Annotated in this window: 15 protein-coding genes and 1 riboswitch; of the genes, 12 read left to right on the forward strand and 3 right to left on the reverse strand. The window is 70.2% G+C overall.

Going from position 1 to position 20,119, the window contains the following annotated elements:
• Window positions 1-7: 7 nt before the first annotated feature.
• Window positions 8-1,072, forward strand: a complete 1,065-nt coding sequence (locus KCH48_RS24595) for a GTP-binding protein (RefSeq protein ID WP_210576883.1) — start codon at window positions 8-10, stop codon at window positions 1,070-1,072.
• Here KCH48_RS24595 and KCH48_RS24600 read toward each other — a convergent pair.
• Window positions 1,069-3,525: a DNA topoisomerase (ATP-hydrolyzing) subunit A gene (locus KCH48_RS24600; protein ID WP_210576884.1), complete on the reverse strand. Its 2,457-nt coding sequence runs from the start codon at window positions 3,523-3,525 to the stop codon at window positions 1,069-1,071. The genes KCH48_RS24595 and KCH48_RS24600 overlap by 4 nt on opposite strands.
• 321 nt (window positions 3,526-3,846) lie before the next feature.
• Between KCH48_RS24600 and KCH48_RS24605 the strand changes: the two genes are divergently transcribed.
• From KCH48_RS24605 to KCH48_RS24620, 4 genes are all read left to right on the forward strand, one after another.
• Window positions 3,847-5,232 (forward strand): pitrilysin family protein, encoded by a 1,386-nt coding sequence (locus tag KCH48_RS24605; RefSeq protein ID WP_210577007.1) that lies wholly within the window; start codon window positions 3,847-3,849, stop codon window positions 5,230-5,232.
• Window positions 5,229-6,617, forward strand: a complete 1,389-nt coding sequence (locus KCH48_RS24610; protein WP_210576885.1) for a pitrilysin family protein — start codon at window positions 5,229-5,231, stop codon at window positions 6,615-6,617. The genes KCH48_RS24605 and KCH48_RS24610 overlap by 4 nt, the downstream gene beginning before the upstream one ends.
• 212 nt (window positions 6,618-6,829) lie before the next feature.
• A riboswitch (cyclic di-AMP (ydaO/yuaA leader) is annotated at window positions 6,830-6,996 on the forward strand.
• Between the two features lie 13 nt (window positions 6,997-7,009).
• Window positions 7,010-7,789 carry a M23 family metallopeptidase gene (locus KCH48_RS24615; protein ID WP_210576886.1) on the forward strand — a complete coding sequence of 260 codons (780 nt, stop codon included), beginning with the start codon at window positions 7,010-7,012 and terminating at the stop codon, window positions 7,787-7,789.
• A 187-nt stretch (window positions 7,790-7,976) separates the two neighbouring features.
• Complete coding sequence (locus tag KCH48_RS24620) at window positions 7,977-8,672, forward strand: GntR family transcriptional regulator (protein ID WP_210576887.1); 696 nt, start codon at window positions 7,977-7,979, stop codon at window positions 8,670-8,672.
• 115 nt (window positions 8,673-8,787) lie between these two features.
• Here KCH48_RS24620 and KCH48_RS24625 read toward each other — a convergent pair whose 3' ends face one another.
• Window positions 8,788-9,069, reverse strand: a complete 282-nt coding sequence (locus tag KCH48_RS24625; RefSeq protein WP_071373146.1) for an HPr family phosphocarrier protein — start codon at window positions 9,067-9,069, stop codon at window positions 8,788-8,790.
• Window positions 9,070-9,248: 179 nt separating this feature from the next.
• Here KCH48_RS24625 and KCH48_RS24630 point away from each other — a divergent pair, with 179 nt between their 5' ends.
• The 4 genes from KCH48_RS24630 to KCH48_RS24645 all read left to right on the forward strand — a co-directional run bounded on the left by KCH48_RS24630 (window position 9,249) and on the right by KCH48_RS24645 (window position 14,639).
• A complete protein-coding gene (locus KCH48_RS24630; RefSeq protein WP_210576888.1) occupies window positions 9,249-12,095 on the forward strand; it encodes a bifunctional GNAT family N-acetyltransferase/acetate--CoA ligase family protein in 2,847 nt (948 codons plus the stop codon).
• A 69-nt stretch (window positions 12,096-12,164) separates the two neighbouring features.
• Window positions 12,165-12,752, forward strand: a complete 588-nt coding sequence (locus KCH48_RS24635) for a DUF5998 family protein (protein WP_210576889.1) — start codon at window positions 12,165-12,167, stop codon at window positions 12,750-12,752.
• Window positions 12,752-13,948 (forward strand): alkaline phosphatase family protein, encoded by a 1,197-nt coding sequence (locus KCH48_RS24640; protein ID WP_210576890.1) that lies wholly within the window; start codon window positions 12,752-12,754, stop codon window positions 13,946-13,948. The genes KCH48_RS24635 and KCH48_RS24640 overlap by 1 nt, the downstream gene beginning before the upstream one ends.
• 43 nt (window positions 13,949-13,991) lie before the next feature.
• Window positions 13,992-14,639 carry a thymidine kinase gene (locus KCH48_RS24645; RefSeq protein WP_210576891.1) on the forward strand — a complete coding sequence of 216 codons (648 nt, stop codon included), beginning with the start codon at window positions 13,992-13,994 and terminating at the stop codon, window positions 14,637-14,639.
• 39 nt (window positions 14,640-14,678) lie between these two features.
• On the opposite strand, the gene KCH48_RS24650 is transcribed toward KCH48_RS24645, so the two are convergent.
• Window positions 14,679-16,037 carry an MFS transporter gene (locus tag KCH48_RS24650; protein WP_210576892.1) on the reverse strand — a complete coding sequence of 453 codons (1,359 nt, stop codon included), beginning with the start codon at window positions 16,035-16,037 and terminating at the stop codon, window positions 14,679-14,681.
• A gap of 548 nt (window positions 16,038-16,585) precedes the next feature.
• Here KCH48_RS24650 and KCH48_RS24655 point away from each other — a divergent pair.
• From KCH48_RS24655 to KCH48_RS24665, 3 genes are read left to right on the forward strand one after another with little or no spacing between them, the layout of a single operon-like run.
• The gene (locus KCH48_RS24655; protein ID WP_210577008.1) at window positions 16,586-17,452 is read left to right on the forward strand and encodes a 2-amino-3,7-dideoxy-D-threo-hept-6-ulosonate synthase; all 867 of its coding nucleotides are present in this window, start codon (window positions 16,586-16,588) and stop codon (window positions 17,450-17,452) included.
• Window positions 17,449-18,681, forward strand: coding sequence for a 3-dehydroquinate synthase II family protein (locus KCH48_RS24660; RefSeq protein ID WP_210576893.1), 1,233 nt, complete (start codon window positions 17,449-17,451; stop codon window positions 18,679-18,681). Before KCH48_RS24655 ends, KCH48_RS24660 begins: the two co-directional genes overlap by 4 nt.
• The gene (locus tag KCH48_RS24665; protein ID WP_210576894.1) at window positions 18,681-20,090 is read left to right on the forward strand and encodes a class I adenylate-forming enzyme family protein; all 1,410 of its coding nucleotides are present in this window, start codon (window positions 18,681-18,683) and stop codon (window positions 20,088-20,090) included. Before KCH48_RS24660 ends, KCH48_RS24665 begins: the two co-directional genes overlap by 1 nt.
• Window positions 20,091-20,119 lie beyond the last annotated feature (29 nt).

The raw sequence follows: 20,119 nt of genomic DNA on the forward strand, positions 1-20,119 counted from the left end.
TCGCACATTGGTACCGAGCCCGGGCCGGACGCAGATCCCGGTCGTCGTGCTCGCCGGTTTCCTGGGCTCCGGCAAGACGACGCTGCTCAACCATCTGCTCCACCGCAGCGGCGGCAGCCGTATCGGGGCCATCGTCAACGACTTCGGCGCCATCGAGATCGACGCGATGGCCGTGGCGGGGGCGCTCGGCGACTCCACCGTGTCGCTCGGGAACGGCTGCCTGTGCTGTGCCGTCGACGTCAGTGAACTCGATCTCTACCTCGACCGGCTCGCCCGGCCCTCGGCCGGTATCGACGTCGTCGTCATCGAGGCCAGCGGCCTGGCCGAGCCGCAGGAGCTGGTGCGGATGGTGCTCGCCAGTGAGCATCCGGGGATCGTGTACGGCGGTCTGATCGAGGTCGTCGACGCCGCCGAGTTCGACGGCACGCGCGCGAAGCACCCCGAAATCGACCGGCATCTCGCCCTCGCTGACCTCGTCGTCGTGAACAAGGTCGACCGGGCGCCCGACGGTGAGCGGGTCCTCGACGTCGTCCGGTCCCTCGTCGACCGCGCTGCCGTCGTCCCCGCCACCTACGGCCGTATCGACCCCGAGTTCCTCTTCGACTGCCGCCCGGCGGGCGAGCGCATCGGGCAGCTCACCTTCGACGACCTCCACGATCACGGGCCAGACGGCCACGACCACGCCGGTCATCTGCACGCGGCCTACGACAGCCTGTCCTTCACCTCCGAAGTGCCCCTGAACCCACGCCGGTTGATGGAGTTCCTCGACAGCAGGCCCGAGGGGCTGTACCGGATCAAGGGATACGTCGACTTCGGCCCCCACGACCCGAACAACTGGTACGGCGTCCATGCCGTCGGACGGTTCCTCCGGTTCCGTCCCGAGCCCTGGGGCTCCGGCGACGCGCGCGTGACCCAGCTCGTCCTCATCGGCGCCGGCGTCGATGCCCCGGCCTTCGGCAAGGAGCTGGAGGTGTGCAAGGACGACGCCCCACACGCCGACGAGCACGGCATGTGGGGCGTCCTGCGCTACGTACAGGATCCCGAAGGGGATCTGGAGGAGCCCGGTCTCTAGACCGGCCCCGCCACCACCGACACCGTCTTCCCCAGGGACACGCCCGAGCCGTCGCGGCGGGGGTCGATCTCCGGGAGGTCGGCCGGTGTGCCGTTCTTCTGCGCGGCCCGCGCCGGGACCGGGCCCGCCCAGGCCAGGGAGAGGCAGTCCTCGCCCTTGAGGAAGCGCTGGCAGCGCACGCCGCCGGTGGCGCGGCCCTTGCGCGGGTACTGGTCGAACGGAGTCAGCTTGGCCGTCGTCTGCACGGAGTCGTCCAGCGTGCCGCGCGAGCCGGCGACGGTGAAGACCACCGCGTCGGCCGCCGGGTCGACCGCGGTGAACGAGATGACCTTGGCGCCCTCGGTGAGCTTGATGCCCGTCATACCGCCCGCGGCGCGGCCCTGCGGGCGGACCTGCGCGGCCTGGTAGCGCAGCAGCTGGGCGTCGTCCGTGATGAAGACCAGGTCCTCCTCGCCGGTGCGCAACTCGACCGCGCCGACGATCCGGTCACCGTCCTTGAGGGTGATGACCTCCAACTCCTCCTTGTTGGACGGGTAGTCGGGGACCACACGCTTGACCACGCCCTGCGCGGTGCCGAGCGCCAGACCCGGGGACGACTCGTCGAGCGTGGTCAGGCAGACCACCGTCTCGTCGTCCTCCAGGGACACGAACTCGGCCAGCGGGGCGCCGCCCGCGAGGTTCGGCGTCGCCGCCGTGTCCGGGAGCTGTGGCAGGTCGACGACGTTGATCCGGAGGAGACGCCCGGACGAGGTGACCGCGCCGATCTCACCGCGGGCCGTGGCCGGTACCGCCGAGATGATCACGTCGTGCTTGGTCCGGCGCGCGTCGGCGTCCTCCGCGAACGGGTCGCCATTGGCCGTACGGGCCAGCAGACCCGTCGAGGACAGCAGCACCCGGCACGGGTCGTCCGCCACCTGGAGCGGGACGGCGGCGACCTGGGAGCCCGCGGACTCCATCAGGACCGTACGCCGGTCGGTGCCGAACTTCTTGGACACCGCGGCCAGTTCGGCGGAGACCAGCTTGCGCAGCTCCGCGTCCGACTCCAGGATCCGGGTCAGCTCCTCGATCTCCGCCTTCAGGCGGTCCTTCTCGGACTCCAGCTCGATCCGGTCGTACTTGGTGAGGCGGCGCAGCGGCGTGTCCAGGATGTACTGCGTCTGGATCTCGCTCAGCGAGAAGCGCTCCATCAGGCGCTGCTTGGCCTGCGCGGAGTTGTCGCTGGAGCGGATGAGGCGGATGACCTCGTCGATGTCCACCAGGGCGGTGAGCAGGCCCTCCACCAAGTGCAGCCGGTCGCGGCGCTTGCCCCGGCGGAACTCGCTGCGGCGCCGCACGACGTTGAAGCGGTGGTCGAGATAGACCTCGAGCAGTTCCTTCAGGCCCAGCGTGAGCGGCTGGCCGTCGACCAGCGCCACGTTGTTGATGCCGAAGGACTCCTCCATCGGCGTCAGCTTGTAGAGCTGCTCCAGGACGGCTTCCGGCACGAAGCCGTTCTTGATCTCGATGACCAGGCGCAGGCCGTGCGCACGGTCGGTGAGGTCCTTGACGTCGGCGATGCCCTGCAGCTTCTTCGAGCCGACGAGATCCTTGATCTTGGCGATCACCTTTTCCGGGCCGACCGTGAAGGGCAGCTCGGTGATGACGAGGCCCTTGCGGCGCGCGGTCACGGTCTCCACGGAGACCGTGGCGCGGATCTTGAAGGTGCCGCGGCCCGTCTCGTAGGCGTCCCGGATGCCGGACAGGCCGACGATCCGGCCGCCGGTGGGCAGGTCGGGGCCGGGGACGTGCTTCATCAGGGCGTCGAGATCGGCGCCGGGGGACCGGATCAGATGGCGGGCGGCCGCGATCACCTCGCGCAGGTTGTGCGGCGGCATGTTCGTGGCCATACCGACCGCGATGCCCGAGGCGCCGTTGACCAGGAGGTTCGGGAAGGCGGCGGGCAGGGCCACCGGCTCCCGCTCCTGGCCGTCGTAGTTCGGGTTGAAGTCGACGGTGTCCTCATCGATCGACTCCGTCATCAGGCCCGTGGCCTCGGCCATCCGGCACTCGGTGTACCGCATGGCGGCGGGCGGGTCGTCATTGCCCAGCGAGCCGAAGTTGCCGTGGCCGTCGACCAGGGGGACACGCATCGAGAAGGGCTGGGCCATGCGCACCAGGGCGTCGTAGATCGACGCGTCGCCGTGCGGGTGCAACTTACCCATGACCTCGCCGACGACGCGGGCGCACTTCACATAGCCGCGGTCGGGGCGCACGCCCATCTCGTTCATCTGGTAGACGATGCGGCGGTGCACCGGCTTGAGGCCGTCGCGGGCGTCCGGCAGGGCTCGGGAGTAGATGACCGAGTACGCGTACTCGAGGAAGGAGCCCTGCATTTCGTCCACGACGTCGATGTCGAGGATCCGCTCCTCGTACGAGTCGTCGGGCGGCGGGGTCTTCGTGCTGCGGCGGGCCATCGCTGCCTGGCTCCTCTGTCTACTGGTCGCTCGCCCACGGGCGCGCTCTTGCTGAAGCGTTGAATGAGTCTGACGCGGACCATTGTGGACCGCGGCACTGACAACGCGGACCAGGACCCGGCGTCGGCCGTCCCGCCCGGCGTTCACAGGTGCCGCCCGCCTCAGACGGGACAACACGTCCGCAGGCTACGCGATCTCGCTCTGGGCGTACGTCGGGCGGGAACTTCGCCGACCCTCCGCACGCTTGCATACAGTGGCAGGACCGGCGGGATTTCCGCAGTTACGACGAGTGTTTCCGCGATCGAAGGGACGTACATGCCCATGGGTCACACGGCCACAGACCAGGCAGGCACCGGGGGCCTGACAGCGACCGAGCACCGCCTGGCCAACGGCCTGCGCGTGGTGCTCTCCGAGGACCACCTGACCCCGGTTGCGGCGGTGTGCCTCTGGTACGACGTCGGCTCGCGCCACGAAGTCAAGGGCCGTACCGGCCTGGCTCACCTTTTCGAGCATTTGATGTTCCAGGGCTCGGGCCAGGTGAAGGGCAACGGCCACTTCGAGAAGGTGCAGGGCGCCGGCGGCTCGCTGAACGGCACCACCAGCTTCGAGCGCACCAACTACTTCGAGACCATGCCCACCCACCAGCTGGAACTCGCCCTCTGGCTGGAGGCCGACCGCATGGGCTCCCTGCTCGCCGCCCTCGACGACGAGTCCATGGAGAACCAGCGCGACGTCGTGAAGAACGAGCGGCGGCAGCGCTACGACAATGTCCCCTATGGCACGGCTTTCGAGAAGTTGACGGCCCTCGCCTACCCGGAGGGCCACCCCTACCACCACACCCCGATCGGCTCGATGGCCGACCTGGACGCGGCGACCCTGGAGGACGCCCGCGCGTTCTTCCGGACGTACTACGCGCCCAACAACGCGGTGCTCTCCGTGGTCGGCGACATCGACCCCGAGCAGACGCTCGCCTGGATCGAGAAGTACTTCGGCTCCATCCCCGCGCACGACGGCAAGCCCACTCCGCGCGACGGCCAACTGCCCGAGATCATCGGCGAGCAGCTGCGCGAGATCGTCGAGGAAGAGGTCCCCGCGCGCGCGTTGATGGCCGCCTACCGGCTGCCGCACGACGGCACGCGCGCGTGCGACGCGGCCGACCTGGCGCTGACCGTCCTCGGCGGCGGTGAGTCCTCCCGCCTCTACAACCGGCTCGTACGACGCGACCGTACGGCGGTCGCGGCCGGGTTCGGCCTGCTGCGGCTGGCCGGCGCGCCCTCCCTGGGGTGGCTGGACGTGAAGACGTCCGGTGACGTCGAGGTGCCGGTCATCGAGGCCGCCATCGACGAGGAGCTCGCCCGGTTCGCCGCGGAAGGCCCCACGGCCGAGGAGATGGAGCGCGCCCAGGCCCAGTTGGAGCGCGAGTGGCTGGACCGGCTCGGCACGGTCGCGGGCCGCGCCGACGAACTGTGCCGGTACGCCGTCCTGTTCGGCGACCCGCAGCTCGCCCTCACCGCCGTCGGGCGGGTGCTCGAGGTGACCGCCGAGGAGGTCCAGGAGGTCGCCAAGGCCCGACTGCGGCCCGACAACCGCGCGGTGCTCGTCTATGAGCCGACCGTCCCCACGGAGACCGTCGAGGAGCCCACCGAAGACCTGGAGTCCGCGGCGACCGTGGAAGCCACCGACGAGAACGAGGAGGCGGCCAAGTGACCGAGCTCGCCGCTATGGAATTCCACCCCGAGCCCCGGGCCGGCGAGGCCAGGCCGTGGGCGTTCCCGGCCCCCACGCGCGGGACCCTCGACAACGGCGTCATGGTCCTGCGCTGCCACCGCCCCGGCCAGCAGGTCGTCGCCGTGGAAGTGCTCCTGGACGCGCCGCTGGAGGCCGAACCGGCCGGCCTCGACGGTGTCGCCACGATCATGGCGCGGGCCTTCTCCGAGGGCACCGACAAGTACTCCGCCGAGGAGTTCGCCGCCGAGCTGGAGCGCTGCGGAGCCACCCTCGACGCGCACGCCGACCACCCCGGCGTCCGGCTCAGCCTGGAGGTCCCGGCCTCGCGGCTGTCCAAGGCGCTCGGCCTGCTCGCCGACGCCCTCAGGGCGCCCGCCTTCGCCGACAGCGAGGTCGAACGGCTCGTCCGCAACCGCCTCGACGAGATCCCGCACGAGCTGGCCAACCCCTCCCGCCGGGCCGCCAAGGAGCTGTCCAGGGAGCTGTTCCCGGCCGACTCGCGCATGTCGCGTCCGCGCCAGGGCACTGAGGAGACGGTCGAGAACATCGACTCCGCGGCCGTACGCGCCTTCTACGAGAGGCACGTGCGTCCCGCCACGGCCACCGCCGTGGTCGTCGGCGACCTCACCGGCATCGACCTGGACGCGCTGCTCGGCGAGACGATCGGCGCCTGGACCGGCTCACCCGCGCAGCCGCGCCCGGTGCCGCCGGTGACCGCCGACGACACCGGCCGCGTCGTCATCGTGGACCGCCCCGGCGCCGTCCAGACCCAGCTGCTCATCGGCCGCGTCGGTGTCGACCGGCACGACCGCGTGTGGCCCGCCCAGGTGCTCGGCACGTACTGCCTCGGCGGCACCCTCACCTCCCGGCTCGACCGCGTCCTGCGCGAGGAGAAGGGCTACACCTACGGAGTGCGGGCGTTCGGGCAGGTCCTCAGGTCCGCCCCGGACGGCTCGGGTGCCGGGATGCTCGCCATCAGCGGCTCCGTCGACACCCCGAACACCGGTCCCGCCCTGGAGGACCTGTGGACGGTGCTGCGGACACTCGCCGCCGACGGGCTCACCGACGCCGAGCGCGATGTGGCCGTACAGAACCTGGTCGGTGTGGCGCCGCTGAAGTACGAGACCGCCGCGGCCGTCGCCAGCACGCTGGCCGACCAGGTGGAGCAGTACCTGCCGGACGACTACCAGGCCACGCTGTACCGGGAGCTCGCCGCGACCGGCACCGTCGAGGCCACCGCGGCTGCCGTACGCGCCTTCCCGGTGGACCGCCTGGTGACGGTGCTCGTGGGCGACGCGGCGCAGATCAAGGAGCCGGTGGAGGCCCTCGGCATCGGTCAAGTCACGGTCGTGTCCGCCGAGTAGAGGCGAGGAGAGCCGAGCGCACGGGTACGCGCGCGTGGAGCCCCGGTGACGGAAGCGCCACCGGGGCTCCCTTATGCCCGAATTACGGGAGAGGTTGCCTGTCTGGCCTGTGGCATGCGCTACAAAAGCCGTGATCCGTTTGGGGATTGAAAGATGTCCCGTTTAGCGTCTTCCGGGCTGTCCGTCAGGCACTGCGCCGCACCCGCGGCACCGGACAGTCATCGCCGAGTCCCCACACGGCGCGAGCCAGGGGAGCCGGGGACCCACCAACGTAGTCCCTGGGGTGAATCGGACGCCCGCGCGTGCCGCGAGGGGGTCCGTAGGAGACCTTCCTGCTCCGAACCCGTCAGCTAACCCGGTAGGCGAGAAGGAAGGAAAGGACCAGCCACTACATGGCGTTCACCCGCGCCACCGGGAAGCACCGCCGTCCCAGCCGCATCCAGCGCACCACCGCCCGCACGGCGGGCGTCGCGGCCCTCACCGCCACCGGCGTCATCGGCACCCTGGCCGCTCCCGCGCTCGCCGCCGAGCCGGCGGCCGAGACGACAGGCCTGATCCCGGTCCTCAGCAGCGCCGCCGCCGACCAGATCGCCGAACAGGCCGCCGCCCAGCAGCAGGCCGCCGAAGAAGCCGCCGCTGCGAAGAAGGCGGCCGAGGCCAAGAAGAAGGCCGAAGAGGCCAAGAAGAAGGCCGCGGCGGAGCGGGCGCAGCAGGCCCGCGAGGCCAAGGAGCGCGCCGCCCGCGAGGCCGAGCGCAAGCGCCTCAACAGCTACGTCATGCCGATCACCGGCTCGTACGTCTCCACCGGCTACGGCGCCGGCGGCTCCGTGTGGTCCTCCGGCAGCCACACCGGCGTCGACTTCCACGCCGCCAGCGGCACCTCCGTCCACGCGGTCGGCAGCGGCACCGTCGTCGAGGCGGGCTGGGAGGGCTCGTACGGCAACCAGGTCGTGATCAAGATGAACGACGGCACGTACACCCAGTACGGCCACCTGTCGTCCATCGGCGTCTCGGTGGGCCAGAGCGTCACCCCGGGCCAGCAGATAGGCCTCTCCGGCGCGACCGGCAACGTCACCGGGGCTCATCTGCACTTCGAGGCCCGTACGACCGCGGAGTACGGCTCCGACATCGACCCCGTCGCCTACCTGCGCTCGCACGGCGTGAACGTCTGACGACAGACCCCTCCGCGACGCTGGCCCCGGCTCCCCGAGCCGGGGCTTTCGGCCTTTCATACCCCCGGCTGTCCAAAAAATATCCATGGATTCCGGCCCGCCATCGGAAATTCCGGCTCATTGCCATAGAGTCACTGAACACGCGTCAATCGTCGACGTTTCACGGGGATTAAAGCGGAGGTCGGTCATGCGTATTCCGGCGCACTCGGTATGCACGGCGATCCGGGACGACATCGTCGCCGGTGTCTACGAGCGTGGCAGCCGGCTCACCGAGGAACTCCTGGCACGCCGCTACGGCGTCTCGCGCGTCCCCGTCCGTGAGGCCCTGCGCACGCTGGAGGCCGAGGGGTTCGTGGTGACCCGGCGGCACGCGGGCGCGTGCGTCGCGGAACCGACCGAGCAGGAGGCCGCCGACCTGCTGGAGATGCGCATGCTCCTGGAGCCGCTCGGCGCCTCCCGGGCCGCCCAGCGGCGCACCGAGGCTCACCTCAAGGTGCTGCGCGGCCTGGTCAGGCTGGGTCAGGAGCGGGCCAGGCGGGGCAACAGCGAGGATCTGCGCTCCCTGGGCGGCTGGTTCCACGAGACGCTGGCCCAGGCCTCCGGCAGCCCCGCGCTGACCTCCATGCTGACCCAGCTGCGGCACAAGATCGCCTGGATGTACGCCGTGGAGGCGCCGGCCAACCCCGTGGAGTCCTGGGCGGAGCACGGCGCGATCGTCGACGCCGTGGCGCGCGGCGACGGCGAGCGCGCGCGGGCGGTCACGGCGCAGCACACGGAGCGCTCGGCAGTCGTGCACCGGCTGCGGTTCGGTGTCCCGGGAGAGCGCACGGAGCGTGTGAGGAACTCGCAACATGCCGTAAACATGACGAGCCTGCGGCATTAACACAAGAGCCGTATACAAAGAGGGTCTAATTCGTGGGGGATTATTTCTGCTGCCCGCGATCGGAAAACGCGAAGGGCTCGCCCGATAATTCGGACGAGCCCTTCAATTCTGCTTCTCAGACGGTCTCGGGAAGCTCCTCGAGCCCCTCGGCGACCAGCTTCGCCAGCCGGTCGAGGGCGATGTCCGCACCCTCGGCGTCGGAGGCGAGCACGATCTCCTCGCCGCCCTGGGCGCCGAGCCCGAGGACAGCCAGCATGGAGGCCGCGTTGACGGGGTTGCCGTCGGCCTTGGCGATCGTCACGGGGACCCCTGCGGCCGTGGCGGCCCGGACGAAGATGGAGGCGGGGCGGGCGTGGAGACCCTCGGCCCAGCCGACGTTGACGCGGCGCTCAGCCATGTGATGCTGCCCTTCAGGTGTTCAGGGTTGTCTAGACCAGTTTCCCATATCGTGAAGCAAGCCCGGAACGGTCGTGCGTCCCGTCCTCGAAGTGCCGTCGGACCGCGGCCTCGGCCCGACTCCCGTCCTCCACAGACTGCCTCGCGCCGTTGTCGTACGCGAGCCGTACTCTGGGCCCCATGCAGAGCGCGCCGGACCGGCACGAGTACCCCGCCCACTGGGAAGCCGACGTGGTGCTGCGCGACGGCGGCACCGCGCGCATCCGCCCCATCACCGTTGATGACGCCGAGCGCCTGGTCAGCTTCTACGAGCAGGTGTCGGACGAGTCGAAGTACTACCGCTTCTTCGCGCCCTACCCGCGTCTGTCCGCCAAGGACGTCCACCGCTTCACGCACCACGACTTTGTGGACCGGGTGGGACTCGCCGCCACCATCGGCGGCGAGTTCATCGCCACCGTACGCTACGACCGCATCGGCGCCGAGGGGCTGCCCGCGTCGGCGCCGGCCGACGAGGCCGAGGTCGCCTTCCTCGTGCAGGACGCCCATCAGGGGCGCGGTGTCGCGTCCGCCCTCCTGGAGCACATCGGCGCCGTCGCCCGCGAGCGCGGCATCCGTCGCTTCGCCGCGGAGGTGCTGCCCGCCAACAACAAGATGATCAAGGTGTTCACGGACGCCGGGTACACCCAGAAGCGCAGCTTCGAGGACGGCGTCGTACGCCTGGAGTTTGACCTCGAACCCACCGACCGGTCGCTCGCCGTGCAGTACGCGCGCGAGCAGCGCGCCGAGGCGCGGTCCGTGCAGCGGCTGCTGATGCCCGGCTCCGTCGCCGTCATCGGCGCCGGCCGCACCCCCGGCGGTGTGGGCCGCAGCGTCCTCGGCAACATCCGGGACGCCGGGTTCACAGGCGGTCTGTACGCCGTGAACCGGGCTCTCCCCGAAGGGCTCAAGGACCTCGACGGGGTGCCGGCATACCGCTCCGTGCGGGACATCGAGGGGCCCGTCGATCTCGCGGTCGTCGCCGTGCCCGCGGACCATGTCCCTCAGGTCGTCACCGAGTGCGGTGAGCACGGGGTGCAGGGTCTCGTCGTGGTCTCCGCCGGGTACGCCGAGAGCGGCCCCGAGGGGCGCGAGCGGCAGCGGGAACTCGTACGGCACGCGCGCGCGTACGGCATGCGGATCATCGGCCCCAACGCGTTCGGGATCATCAACACGTCCGACGGCGTACGGCTGAACGCGTCCCTCGCCCCCCAGATGCCCCGCCCCGGCCGCATCGGGCTCTTCGCCCAGTCCGGCGCCATCGGGATCGCGCTGCTGTCCCGGCTGCACCGGCGCGGGGGCGGGGTCACCGGGGTCACGGGCGTGTCCACCTTCGTGTCGTCCGGCAACCGGGCGGACGTGTCCGGCAACGACGTCCTTCAGTACTGGTACGACGACCCGGAGACCGACGTCGTCCTCATGTACCTGGAGTCCATCGGCAACCCCCGCAAGTTCACCCGGCTCGCCCGGCGTACGGCGGCGGCGAAGCCGTTGGTCGTCGTGCAGGGCGCGCGGCACGGGGGTGCGGCGCCGCAGGGGCATGCGGTGCGGGCGACGCGGTTGCCGCATGCCACGGTGTCCGCGTTGCTGCGGCAGGCCGGGGTGATCCGGGTGGACACGATCACCGAGCTGGTCGATGTGGGGCTGCTGCTCGCGCGTCAGCCGCTGCCTGCGGGGCCTCGGGTGGCGATCTTGGGGAACTCGGAGTCGTTGGGGTTGCTGACGTACGACGCGTGTCTCTCCGAGGGGCTGCGGCCGTTGGCTCCGCTGGACCTGACCACGGGGGCTACCGCGGAGGACTTCCATGCGGCGTTGTCGCGGGTGCTGGCGGATGACGTGTGCGATGCGGTGGTGGTGACGGCGATACCGGCGATCGGGGAGTCGTCGGTCGGGGAGTTGGTCGGGGACGCGATGTTGGCGGAGGCGTTGCGGTCGGCTGCGGCGGAGGTTCCCGGGAAGCCGGTGCTGGTGGTGCATGTGGAGCTTGGGGGGCTTGCTGAGGCGTTGTCGGCTGCGGCCAGTACTGCACCACAGGCGGGTGACACGTTGCCCCGCGCTGCAGGCGGTGCCCACCCGTTCCGCCCTGCGGAACGACTGCCCACCGCAGGCTCGGCAGCTGAGGAAGAAGCTGGCCTCATTCCCGCCTACCCCGCCGCCGAGCGTGCCGTTCGTGCTCTCGGCGAAGCCGTGAAGTACGCGCAATGGCGGCGGGATGCTGCCGAACCCGGCAAGGTGCCGGAGTACGAGGACATCGATGAGAAGGGTGCTGCCCAGCTGATCGACGGGCTGTTGGCGCGGGGGCAGGGGCTGACTCTGGGGACCGAGGAGACGTGTGAGCTGCTCGGGAAGTACGGGATCGGGGTCCACCGGGCTCTCCCCGCGCTGTCACCCGATGACGCCGCCGTGGCCGCCGACGCCCTCGGTTACCCCGTCGCCCTCAAGGCCACGGCCCCGCACCTGAGGCACCGGGCCGATCTGGGCGGCGTACGGCTGGATCTGGCGGACGAGGAGCAACTGCGCAGGGCGTACGCCGAGTTGACGGAGCTGTTCGGGAAGCCGCAGGAGCTGCGGCCGGTGGTGCAGGGGATGGCGCCGCGCGGGGTTGACACCGTCGTACGGGCGGTGATCGATCCGGCGGCCGGGGCGGTGCTGTCGTTCGGGCTCGCCGGGGCCGCCTCCCAGCTGCTCGACGACACGGCGCACCGGATCGTCCCGGTCACCGACCGGGAGGCGACCTCGCTGGTGCGGTCGATCCGGACGGCACCGCTCCTGTTCGGCTGGCGCGGCTCGACGCCGGTCGACACCCCGGCCCTGGAGGAGCTGCTGCTGCGGGTGTCGCGGCTGGTGGACGACCACCCGGAGGTCGTCGCGGTGACCCTGGAGCCGGTCGTCGTGGCCCAGCGCGGAGTCAGCGTGCTCGGAGCCTCCGTGCGGCTGGCACCCCCGCCCGCCCGCGACGACCTCGGCCCGCGAACGCTTCCGGTGTACTAGCGACCGGCGTCTGTGAGAGACCGGCGTGACCGGTGCCTCGCAGTCAGTGGGCCCCCGTAGGATGGCGTCATGGCCAAGACCAGTACGACGACCCAGGGGCTGCGAGCGGCGATCGAGCGCAGCGGCTACTACCCGGCCCTCGTGGCCGAGGCGGTGGAGGCCGCTGTGGGCGGCGAGCCCATGCGGTCGTTCCTGGTCCACCAGGAGACGACGTTCGACCAGAACGAGGTGCGGCGGCATGTGACCGTGCTCGTCCTCACCGGCAACCGCTTCATCGTCAGCCACACCGACGAGCAGGCGGCCGACAGCACCTCCCCGACGCCGTACGCCACGACCTCCACCGAGTCGGTCAAGCTCAGCCGGATCTCGTCCGTCGTGGTCAGCCGGGTCGTCGCCAACCCGGAGTCGTACACGCCGGGCACGCTGCCCCGCGAGGTCGTGCTGACCATCGGCTGGGGCGCCGTCTCCCGGCTCGACCTGGAGCCCGCCGCCTGCGGCGACCCCAACTGCGAGGCCGACCACGGCTACACGGGCAGTTCGACGGCCGACGACCTCAGCCTGCGCGTCAGCGAGGCCGGCGACGGCCCGGAGACGGTCCGCCAGGCTCTGGCCTTCGCCCAGTCGCTCTCCGAGGCGACCGCGGACCTCGACGACTGATGGTTCAGCCGGCCTGGGACACCCACCCCGAACCCCTCACCGTCGACTCCGCCCCCCGGCCCGAGTACGGCAGCGGCTCACTCGCCGACCTGCTCCCCACGCTGGCCGCCGGCATGGACGTACCCGGAATGACCGCGGCCATCGCGGAACTGACCGCGGCCGACCGCAACTGCGTGTTCCTGATCGACGGCCTCGGCTGGGAGCAGCTCAAGGCGCACCCCCAGGACGCGCCCTTCATGACCTCCCTCATCAGCAGCTCGCGCGGGGGCACGGGCCGTCCGCTCACCGCCGGATACCCGGCGACCACCGCGACCTCCCTCGCCTCCGTCGGCACCGGCCTGCCGCCGGGCGCCCACGGCCTGCCTGGATACACCGTCCGCAATCCGGCCACCGGCGAGCTGATGAACCAGCTGCGCTGGCATCCGTGGACCGCGCCGCGCCCCTGGCAGCCGTACCCCACGGTCTTCCAGCTGGCCCAGGACGCGGGCGTGCACGCGGCCCAGGTGACCTCTCCCGCCTTTCAGAACACCCCGCTGACGAAGGTGGCGCTCAGCGGCGGAACATTCCACGGGCGGCTGACCGGCGAGGACCGCATGGACCTCGCGGCCGAGCAACTGGCCGCAGCCGACCGCGCGCTCGTCTACACGTACTACTCCGAACTCGACGGCGCCGGCCACCGCTTCGGCGTCGACTCCGACACCTGGCGCGGCCAGCTCATGTACGTCGACCGGCTGGTCCAGCGCCTCGCCGAGCAACTGCCGCCGCGCACCGCGCTGTACGTGACCGCCGACCATGGCATGATCGACGTCCCCTTCGACGAGCAGCACCGCATCGACTTCGACGAGGACTGGGAACTGCGCGCCGGCGTCGCCCTGCTGGGCGGCGAGGGCCGCGCCCGCCACGTCTACGCGGTGCCGGGCGCCGAGAACGACGTCCTGACCTGCTGGCGCGAGGTGCTCGGCGAGCAGTTCTGGGTGGCGTCGCGGGACGAGGCGATCGCGGCGGGCTGGTTCGGCCGGCCCGGGGAATGCGACGAGCGGGTGTACTACCGGATCGGCGACGTCGTCGCGGCAGCACGGGACGACGTACTGATCATCGCCTCGGAGCGGGAGCCGAAGGAGTCGGCGATGGTCGGCAACCACGGCTCGATGACCCCTGCCGAGCAGCTGGTCCCGCTGCTCGAAGTACGCTCCTGACGCCCACTCTCGTAGATCCTTGCCGAAAGGTGCTCGACTTCCCATGCCCGAGCTGGTGTTCTTCTCCGGAACGATGGACTGCGGGAAGTCGACGCTGGCTCTCCAGATAGAGCACAACCGTTCGGCGCGCGGACTGCAGGGCATGATCTTCACGCGCGACGACCGTGCGGGCGAGGGCAAGCTGTCGTCCCGGCTCGGGCTGGTCACGGACGCGGTGGAGGTCGAGGACGGACAGGACCTGTACGCCTACCTCGTCGACCACCTCTCCCACGGTGGCCGCGCGGACTACGTCATCGCGGACGAGGCGCAGTTCCTCGCGCCGGAGCAGATCGACCAACTCGCGCGCGTGGTCGACGATCTGGGCCTCGACGTCTACGCCTTCGGCATCACGACCGACTTCCGCTCCAAGCTGTTCCCGGGCTCGCAGCGCCTCGTCGAACTCGCCGACCGGGTCGAGGTCCTCCAGGTCGAGGCCCTGTGCTGGTGCGGTGCCCGCGCCACGCACAACGCCCGCACCATAGGCGGCGCGATGGTCGTCGAGGGTGCCCAGGTCGTCGTCGGCGATGTCAACCAGGCGGACGACATCGGCTACGAGGTCCTGTGCCGCCGCCACCATCGCCGCCGTATGACCGCGGCGACGGCACACGCGGCGGCGCTGTCACCGGACGTGCTGCCGGTCTCCTCGTCGTGACGTGACGTCAGGGATACGAACCGTCAGCCGGTCAGGCAGTCAGGCGTCGAATTCGTGGTCGCGGGTCTCCGGCAGGGCGAGTAGGCACAGGAGGCTCAGCAGACAGAGGCCGCCGGTGTAGAAGCCCAGTACGAGCGGGGAGTCCCACTGGCTGTTCAGCCACGTGGCGATGCTCGGGGCGAAGCCGCCGCCGAGGGTGTTGGCGAGGATGAAGGTGGCGGAGGCTCCGGTGTAGCGCAGGCGGGCGGGGAAGAGTTCGGCGAGGAAGGTCGCCATGGGGGAGAACATCAGCGCCAGCAGCATGAGTCCGACGGTGTAGGCGCCGGTGATCACCAGACCGTTGCGCGAACTCAGCGAGGCGTACATCGGTACGGCCCACAGTACGGAGCCGATTGCTCCGGTCAGCATCACGGGGCGGCGGCCGATCCGGTCGGCCAGCTTGGCGGCCGGGAGGGTGAGGGCGATTCCGGCCGCCGCGCCGATGCTCGCGGCGGTCAGCATCGTGTTCCGGGAGATGCCGAGCGACTGAGGCGCGTACGACAGGCTGTAGACGATCGTCAGGTAGTAGACGGCCGAGCCGCCGATCGCCGCGCCGGTGCCGAGCAGCAGCCGGCCGGGGTGCTGCTGGAGGAGCGTACCGAGCGGGAAACGGGACACGGGTGCGGGTGCCGTACGGCCGGCCCCCGAGCTGAACACAGGTGACTCGGAGACCGTCGACCGCACCCACAGGCCGATCCCGAAGAGCACGATGCTGAGCAGGAACGGGATCCGCCAGGCGCCGTCCGCGAAGCCGTCCTGGCCCGCGATGTTGAGGGTGGGCAGGATGACGGCGGTGGAGAGAAGGAAGCCGAGCGAGGGGCCGACGTTCGGGATGGCCGCGTACAGCGCTCGGCGGCCGGGTGGCGCGTGCTCCGCGGCGAGCAGCACCGCCCCGCCCCACTCGCCGCCCATGCTCACGCCCTGCAGCAGACGGAGCGTCACCAGCAGTACGGGAGCGAGGAGCCCGGCGGTCTCGTACGTCGGCAGCAGTCCGACGCCGACCGTCGCCACACCCATCAGCAACAGCGAGATGACCAGGGCCTTTCGGCGGCCCAGTCGGTCACCGATCGTGCCGAACAGTACGACGCCGAGGGGGCGGGAGAGGAAGGCCGCGGCGAATGTGAGGAACGCGGCGAGGGAGGAAGCGGTGGGGTTGTCGGAGGGGAAGAAGGCGGGGCCGAGGACGAGCGCGGCGGCGGTGCCGTACACGGCGAAGTCGTAGTACTCGATCGTGGTGCCGACCAGGCTCGCGACGGCGACCCTCGATGCCTGGCCCTTCTCGGCCGGCGATGGTGACGCGGCCGGTCTGGGACCGACGGTCTCGGGATCGGGAACGGTCTGGGAAGTCGAATCGGGCATGGGGGATCACTTCCGGTACGCCCGGAGCGGGGGAACGGTCCGGGTCCAGATGGGGGACGGCCTCGCATGTAACACGAACCGGAGTGCGCCTGTCACCCTAATCCCGGGAATTCAATTTCAACAAGGATGCCGCCTCGTCCGATTCACCGAACAAGGTCGCCGGGATCCACGAAAGAATAAGAGCCCGTTGACACGTGGCACCAACAAACAATAAGGCCTCGATGCGGCTGCGAGCAGAGGGTGCCGCCTGAGTGTGTATACAGCACACCGTGCCCACCTTCTGACCATTTACTACACGAATCCACCACGAACACCACACCTCGGCGCCGTCAACCCCATCATTCCTGTCAATTTCCTTTCAATATTTTTGCAGGGATCAGCATAGAAATTCACCCGGGATCGCACCTTGCCAAACCGGAGATCAGCCATGAATGCTTACGCGGGATAGAACTTGAATGTTCTACGACCGTCGTTTTTCGGACACTTCAATCGAAGCCGCTGCCGGACCTTTGCCATTCAGCCTTTTGGGCTGGGGAGGCGCATTATCCATGCTGAAAACTGGCAAGTCATTGCGTCTACGAAGACTGTCGTTGGCGGGTGATGACCGATATCTGTTCGTCCCGCTCGACCACAGCGTGTCGGACGGCCCGCTCGTCCCCGCCGGCCAATGGGACAACCTGTTGCGGGCGCTGGTCGCCGGCGGGGCCGACGGGATCATCGTCCACAAGGGACGTGCCCGGGCCCTCGCACCGGAGATCCTCAAGAGCTGCGCGCTCGTGGTGCACCTGAGCGCCAGTACCGCCTGCGCGGCCGATGTCGATGCCAAGGTGCTGGTCGGCGACGTCGAGGAGGCGCTGCGGCTCGGCGCGGACGCGGTCAGCGTCCATGTGAACATCGGCTCGGAAACCGAGAGTCGGCAGCTCGCGGACCTGGGGGCGGTGGCCCGCTCCTGCGATGACTGGGGCATGCCGCTGATCGCGATGATCTACCCGCGGGGCCCTCGGATCGACAACCCGCGCGATCCCGCCCTCCTCGCGCATCTGGTCAATGTCGCCGCGGACCTGGGTGCCGACATGGTGAAGACCTCCGTCGCCCTGCCGCTCGAGCGGATGGCCGAGGTGGTGGCCCACAGTCCCATCCCCGTCCTGGCGGCCGGAGGGTCGCCGGACGGCTCCGACCTCATCGAGTACGGCACCGCGGTGATGGCCTCCGGCTGTCAGGGGCTGGCCGTCGGTCGCCGGATCTTTTCGGCCCCCTCGCCCGCTTCTCTGGTGGCCGGGCTCGCGGCGGTCGTGCACCGTCGCGGTGTCGACGGCAGCACGTCGGGGGACGCCGGGCAGGCGACGCGTCCAGCCGGAGGAACTGATGACATGAGCATGACTCACTACTCGACGATCGGAGCAGGTGTCGCATGAGGTTCGCGTGGATCGATCTCCGTGAAGTCCCACGGCCGCAGCTCCAGGCGGTGGTTGACGCGGCCGTCCACACCAGGATGGCCGGGGTGCTGGCCACCGATGCCGAGCTGCTCGGGACGCTGCCGCCGACCATCACTCGGGTGCTGGTCTCCGCGGGTCCGGCCGCGGGCGGCGCGAAGAAGCCGGGTGACAAGAGCGACAAGGAGGTGCGGGGCACCGGGGGCGCGAAGGACACCAAGGACGCCGAGGGCGCCAAGGAGTCGAAGTCTTCGGCCGCCGCCACCTCCTCAGCCGGTGCCGGAATCGACGTACTGCTGCGGCAGTTCGGTACCCAGGACGAGCTGGACGCGGTCGCCGCGGAGCACCGTGCCGCCGAGGGTGCGACCGTCGCCGGCTTCGTCGATGTACGGGACGACCGCACCCTGCAGCTCTCCTGCGCGGGTGCCATGGCGTTGCCGTACACCGTCATCCACTTCGCCGATCCGACCAAGATCCCGCTGGAGATCGTGCTCGCGGCGGCCGAGCCGGCCGAGGGCAAGCTGGTGACCGTCGTCGACGACCTGGAGGAGGCCGGGATCGTCTTCGACGTCCTTGAGCGCGGCTCGGACGGCGTCCTCTTCTCGCCCCGCAGCGCCGACGAGGTGTTCGCGCTGGCACGGCTGCTGGAAGCCACCACACCCCAACTGGAGCTGTCCACGCTGACCGTGGAGAGCATCCGGCACGTCGGGCTCGGCGACCGGGTCTGCGTGGACACCTGCTCGCACTTCGATGAGGACGAGGGCATCCTCGTCGGCTCGTACTCCTCCGGGTTCGTGCTCTGCTGCAGCGAGACCCATCCGCTGCCGTACATGCCGACCAGGCCGTTCCGGGTCAACGCCGGTGCCCTGCACTCGTACACGCTGGGGCCCGACAACCGCACCAGCTACCTGAGCGAGGTCGGCTCCGGGATGGCGCTGCTGGCGGTCGGCGCCGACGGGCGGACGCGGCGGGTCGTGGTCGGGCGGGCCAAGCTCGAATCCCGGCCGCTGCTCGAGATCCGTACTCATGCCGAGAACGGACAGTTGGTCAGCCTGACGGTGCAGGACGACTGGCATGTACGGGTGCTCGGCCCGGGCGGGAAGGTCCTCAACGTCACCGAGCTGCAGACCGGTGACGAACTGCTCGGCTATCTGGCCAAGGACCAGCGCCATGTCGGCCTGCCCATCGGCGAGTTCTGCAAGGAGGTCTGATGGGCGAGCTCGTGGACCTCGTGAATGACGTGGACGACGAGATGGGCCCTTTCATCCAGCGGCTGTTCGACGCACGGGACGACGGACTGCCGTATCTGACGCATCAGCAGGAGACCGTCACCCGAGCCGAGTTGCGGGAACGGGTCGGCAAGCAGGCCGCGGTCTTCGCCGGATACGGCATCGGCCCCGGCAGCACCGTGGGCCTGCGGACACCGCCCAGCTTCACCCAGGTCGAGGTGCTGCTCGCGCTGTGGCGGCTGGGTGCCCAGGTGCTGCTCTTCGACTTCCGGCTGAAACCGGCCGAGGTGGAGGCGCTCTGCGCGACCTGCCGGCCGCAGTTCATGGTCAGCGCAGGGGTCAACGTCCGGGCGACGTTTGGTTTCCGGTCCGATTACGAGGTCGTCACCGAGTGCCACGGGACGGGGCGGGCCGCGACCACCAGGCACCGGCTGGTCCAGTTCAGCTCGGGCTCCACTGGGCGGCCGAAAGTGATCGGCAGGACCGCGCGTTCGCTCGCCGCCGAGGTGGAACGGTTCGCCGCGATTCCCGGGATGCCGGGGGAGGGCGACCGGCTGCTGCTGCTCAGTTCGACCGCGCACAGCTTCGGTCTGATCGCCGGGCTGCTGCACTCGCTGGCGGCCGGGGTGTCCGTGGTGTTCGCGCCCCGGGTCTCGGCGCGCGACATCCTGCGTACCGCTGTGGACCACCGGATCACCGCCCTGTTCGGGGTGCCGATGCACTACGAACTGCTCGCCGCCGCCATCGATCCTCCCGAACTGCCCGAGCTACGGGTCGCGGTGTCGGGCGGCGAGCTGATGCCTCCGGCGGTGGCGGGACGGTTCGCCGAGCTGTACGGGGTGGCTGTCGGCGAGTCTTACGGGACCACCGAGACCGGAGTGGTCGCCATGGACGCCGGCGGTACGTTGCGGCCGTCGGTCGGGCGGGCCGCGCCGGGGGTGGTGGTGCGGGAGCACAAGGGTGAGCTGGATGTCGCCCTTGAGGAGTCGCCGTACCTCTTCGACTCGGGTGGCAGTCAGCACGAGGACGGGTGGCTGCACACTCGGGACCGGGCCACGGTGGACGGCACCGGAGCGGTGCGGGTGCACGGGCGTGCGGACTCCCTTGTCGTGATCGGCGGGCTGAAGGTGGACCTCACCGAGGTCGAGAACGTGCTTCGGGAGCATCCGGCGGTTGAGCAGGCGGTTCTGGTCCATGAGGGCGTGACCGAGGCGTTCGTTGCCGTGGCCGCCGGTCATGAGCCTCCCTCCGGGGAGGAGTTGCTGCGGTGGTGCCGGGAGCGGTTGGCGGACTACAAGCTGCCGCGGGTGGTGCGGGTTCTGGAGGCGTTGCCTCGTACGTCCAACGGGAAGCTGGTGCGCAACGCGGCGGCGCTGCGCTCCGCTGGGTGAGCCGGGGTTACGCCGGTTGTTTGTTGTCT

Source organism: Streptomyces sp. GESEQ-4 (genome assembly GCF_017948455.1).
Taxonomy (GTDB): Bacteria; Actinomycetota; Actinomycetes; order Streptomycetales; family Streptomycetaceae; genus Streptomyces.

Coding starts and splice junctions, on each gene's coding strand:
- KCH48_RS24600 (WP_210576884.1), bottom strand. CDS start 3,525: ATGGCCCGCCGCAGCACGAAGACCCCGCCGCCCGACGACTCGTACGAG.
- KCH48_RS24605 (WP_210577007.1), top strand. CDS start 3,847: ATGGGTCACACGGCCACAGACCAGGCAGGCACCGGGGGCCTGACAGCG.
- KCH48_RS24615 (WP_210576886.1), top strand. CDS start 7,010: ATGGCGTTCACCCGCGCCACCGGGAAGCACCGCCGTCCCAGCCGCATC.
- KCH48_RS24620 (WP_210576887.1), top strand. CDS start 7,977: ATGCGTATTCCGGCGCACTCGGTATGCACGGCGATCCGGGACGACATC.
- KCH48_RS24625 (WP_071373146.1), bottom strand. CDS start 9,069: ATGGCTGAGCGCCGCGTCAACGTCGGCTGGGCCGAGGGTCTCCACGCC.
- KCH48_RS24630 (WP_210576888.1), top strand. CDS start 9,249: ATGCAGAGCGCGCCGGACCGGCACGAGTACCCCGCCCACTGGGAAGCC.
- KCH48_RS24635 (WP_210576889.1), top strand. CDS start 12,165: ATGGCCAAGACCAGTACGACGACCCAGGGGCTGCGAGCGGCGATCGAG.
- KCH48_RS24640 (WP_210576890.1), top strand. CDS start 12,752: ATGGTTCAGCCGGCCTGGGACACCCACCCCGAACCCCTCACCGTCGAC.
- KCH48_RS24645 (WP_210576891.1), top strand. CDS start 13,992: ATGCCCGAGCTGGTGTTCTTCTCCGGAACGATGGACTGCGGGAAGTCG.
- KCH48_RS24650 (WP_210576892.1), bottom strand. CDS start 16,037: ATGCCCGATTCGACTTCCCAGACCGTTCCCGATCCCGAGACCGTCGGT.
- KCH48_RS24655 (WP_210577008.1), top strand. CDS start 16,586: ATGCTGAAAACTGGCAAGTCATTGCGTCTACGAAGACTGTCGTTGGCG.
- KCH48_RS24660 (WP_210576893.1), top strand. CDS start 17,449: ATGAGGTTCGCGTGGATCGATCTCCGTGAAGTCCCACGGCCGCAGCTC.
- KCH48_RS24665 (WP_210576894.1), top strand. CDS start 18,681: ATGGGCGAGCTCGTGGACCTCGTGAATGACGTGGACGACGAGATGGGC.